At 23.8% G+C, this 3390-nt stretch carries 3 protein-coding genes and 1 riboswitch; all 3 genes read left to right on the top strand.

Features of this window, described 5'->3' with window-relative positions:
• The first annotated feature begins 207 nt into the window (after positions 1-207).
• The 3 genes from HMPREF1871_RS00525 to HMPREF1871_RS00515 all read left to right on the top strand — a co-directional run bounded on the left by HMPREF1871_RS00525 (position 208) and on the right by HMPREF1871_RS00515 (position 3349).
• Entirely contained in the window at positions 208-1332 is a 1125-nt protein-coding gene (locus HMPREF1871_RS00525) for a nucleotidyltransferase family protein (RefSeq protein WP_066128520.1), read from the top strand.
• Positions 1332-1955 (top strand): ribonuclease H1 domain-containing protein, encoded by a 624-nt coding sequence (locus HMPREF1871_RS00520; protein ID WP_066128518.1) that lies wholly within the window; start codon positions 1332-1334, stop codon positions 1953-1955. The genes HMPREF1871_RS00525 and HMPREF1871_RS00520 overlap by 1 nt, the downstream gene beginning before the upstream one ends.
• A gap of 63 nt (positions 1956-2018) precedes the next feature.
• Positions 2019-2088: riboswitch (Fluoride riboswitch) on the top strand.
• 61 nt (positions 2089-2149) lie between these two features.
• Positions 2150-3349: a cation:proton antiporter domain-containing protein gene (locus HMPREF1871_RS00515; protein WP_066128516.1), complete on the top strand. Its 1200-nt coding sequence runs from the start codon at positions 2150-2152 to the stop codon at positions 3347-3349.
• Positions 3350-3390 lie beyond the last annotated feature (41 nt).

The following is a 3390-nucleotide window of genomic DNA, read 5'->3' as shown; positions in this document are numbered from 1 at the left end:
TTACTTATTTGAATATTGGTAATTATTAACATGTGAAAAATATTAGCATACCCATTTTTTTTTGTCAATACTTTTTTTAAAAATTTTATAAATTTAGTATAATTTTTTCTTTGAAAAATAATTTGAAATGAAATAATAAATTTTAATTTTCATAGGAAAAATATTTAAAAATTTTATGATATAATAATATAAGAACTGGAGGTTTTTATGAGGATAGGAGTAATAAGTGAGTTTAATCCGTTTCATAATGGACACAAATATTTAATAGACAAAGCCAAAGAAATTTTATTACAAAATGGAGGCGGAGAAATTATTTCTGTTATGAGTGAGTTTTTTACTCAAAGAGGAGAAGCAGCGATAATAGATGGCTATAAAAGAGCTGAATGTGCTGTAGAAAGTGGAGTAGATTTGGTAATTGCTTTGCCATATAGAGCCAGTGTCTGCGGGAGCGATGATTTCAGTGAAAATGCTATTTCTATTCTTGACAAATGCAAGATAGATATGCTTATTTTTGGAAGTGAACTAGATAGTAACATATTTGCTGATATTTATAAAAAAGAATATAGCGAAAATATTAAAGAAAAGGTAATTTCTTTGACAAAAAAAGGTTATTCATATCCTAAAATAATGGCAGAATTATTTGATTTACCTAAAGATATTCCTAATTTTATTTTAGGTTATTCATATTATAAATACATAAAAAAAAATGCTCCTCATATAAAAATTAAAGTTGTAAAAAGAGAGGGACAGATTTTAAATAAAAAAGAACTAACTGACGAAAAATTTTTAAGTGCTACAGCCATAAGAAAAAATATTAATAATAAAAATATAAAAAAATATCTTAGTAATCAAATGTATGATTATTTAATAAATTCAAATAATATTTCCGAAGAAATATTTTATAAAGAATTAAAGTATAAAATTTTATCATTAGGGAAAAAAGGGTTAAAAGATATATATGATATATCAGAAGGGCTTGAAAATAGAATATACGAAAAAAATCTTATTTCTAGTAGTTATGAAGAATTAATAAAAAATATTAAGACTAAAAGATATAGTGAAAAAAGAATAAAAAGGATATTGTTACACATACTTTTAGGTGCTACCTATAAAGAAATGAAACAAAATATAAACGAAGTTAGAGGACTTTGCGTAAAAAGTGAAAAAACATATTTAATAAGAGAAATAAATAAGACAGGAAATATATATATTTATCAAAAATTAAATAAAAAAAATTCAAAATTTTTTGATTTTGATATAAAAGTAAGTAGAATTTATAATATTTATTATAAAGAAAAAGATATTTTCAAAAGAATATTAAGGAGAGCGTAATGACTAATTACTATGTTGTTTATAAAGGGAAAAAAACAGGGATATTTTACACATGGGATGAATGTAAAGAAAATGTTTTAGGTTTTAAAGGAGCAATTTATAAAAAATTCACGAATAAGGACGAAGCAGAGAATTTTTTAAAATTTGGCAAAATAGATAATACAAAACAAGAAAATGAAAAAGAAAAATCAGATAATATATCGAGATGTTTTGCGTATGTTGACGGAAGTTATAATAAAGAAAGAGATATTTGTGGCTCCGGAGGAGTAATAATAAATAATGATAAAAAATTTTTCTTTAAAACAGCTACAGACAATAAAAAGATAACTATATTTAACAATGTTGGTGGAGAAATAGAAGCTGTAAAATATGTTATGAATTTTGCTGTTTCTAATAATATTAAAAGCATAGATATCTACTATGATTATCAAGGAATTCAATCATGGGCAGAAGGTAGCTGGAAAGCAAATAATGATTATACAAAAGATTATGCAATGTTTTCTAGAAAAATTTTCAAAAAAATAAATATTAATTTTATTAAAGTAAAAGCTCATACTGGTGTTTTTTTTAATGAACAAGCAGATAGATTAGCAAAAGAAGCGATAGAGGATTTTATCAAATAATTAAAAAAATATAAGTCAACAATAAAATGTTGACTTTTTAAAAAAATTAGTATAAAATGTAAAAGTACTATTGGGAATGAAGTTCTCCCAAGAAAAATAAATGCTTATTTTAGCTGATGACTTCTACAAATTTTTGTAGAGGTTATCAGTTTTTTTATTTTTTAAAAATAATATCTTTAAACAAGGAGGAATTTATGTTTTTATCTTTATCAATTATTTTTATTTTTGGGTATCTATTTGGAGAAATTTTCAAAAAAATAAAATTACCTAAAATTATTGGAATGATTATTTGTGGTATAATTTTTGGCTCTTGTGTATTAAATGTTTTTGATAATAAAATTTTGACTATTTCAGAAGATTTAAGGAAAATAGCTTTAGTTATAATATTATTAAAAGCTGGATTGTCATTAGATATAAATAATTTAAAAAAAGTAAGTAGACCAGCCTTGCTACTATCATTTGTACCTGCATCGTTTGAAATATTAGGCTATTATATATTTGCTCCAATGTTTCTACATATAACAAAAATAGAAGCTCTTCTTATGGGAGCAGTCTTATCAGCGGTTTCTCCTGCGGTAGTAGTACCAAGAATGATTAATTATATGGAGAATAAATGGGGAACAAAAAAAGCAATACCAGAGATGATTATGTCAGGGGCAAGTTTTGATGATATTTTTGTTATAGTGTTATTCACTACTTTTCTAAATATAATACAAGGAGGAGAGTTAGTTTTTAAGAATTTTATTAATATACCTATATCAATAATTTCAGGAATAATAATAGGATTTATATTTGGAAATTTACTTTATCAATATTTTGAAAAATCATTTAAAAAAATACAAACAGAAGTAAATACAATTAAAGTTATGATAATTTTAGGAGTATCGTTATTTTTAATATCATTAGAAGAAATATTAAAAAATAAATTTGCAATATCAGGCTTAATAGCTATAGTTAGTATGGGAATAGTTTTGAAGATAAAAACTAATGAAAAAGTCGTAAATAAGTTATCAGAAAAATTTGGAAAAATATGGATATTTGGAGAAATAATATTATTTGTCCTTGTAGGGAGTGCAGTAGATATTAGATACACCCTAGAAGGAGGGATAGCAAGTGTTTTATTAATTTTTATAGCTCTATTTATTCGTTCTTTGGGAGTAGTATTTTGTTTATGTAAAACTAATTTATTATTTAAAGAAAAAATATTTTGTGTAATATCATATTTGCCAAAAGCAACCGTACAAGCAGCAATTTCTTCAGTACCACTATCTATGGGGCTGTCTTGTGGAAAAATAATTTTATCGGTAGCAGTAATGTCTATATTAATAACGGCACCATTAGGAGCAATACTTATGGATTTTTCATATAAAAAATTACTTCAAAAAGAAAAATAAAAAAAATGCTATAATTTTAAAAAATATATTGACAAAAAAAA

It is taken from the genome of Gemelliphila asaccharolytica, assembly GCF_001553005.1.
Taxonomy (GTDB): domain Bacteria; phylum Bacillota; class Bacilli; order Staphylococcales; family Gemellaceae; genus Gemelliphila; species Gemelliphila asaccharolytica.
The sequence above is the reverse complement of the archived record's forward strand: the minus strand, read 5'-3'. Positions and strand labels throughout refer to the sequence as shown.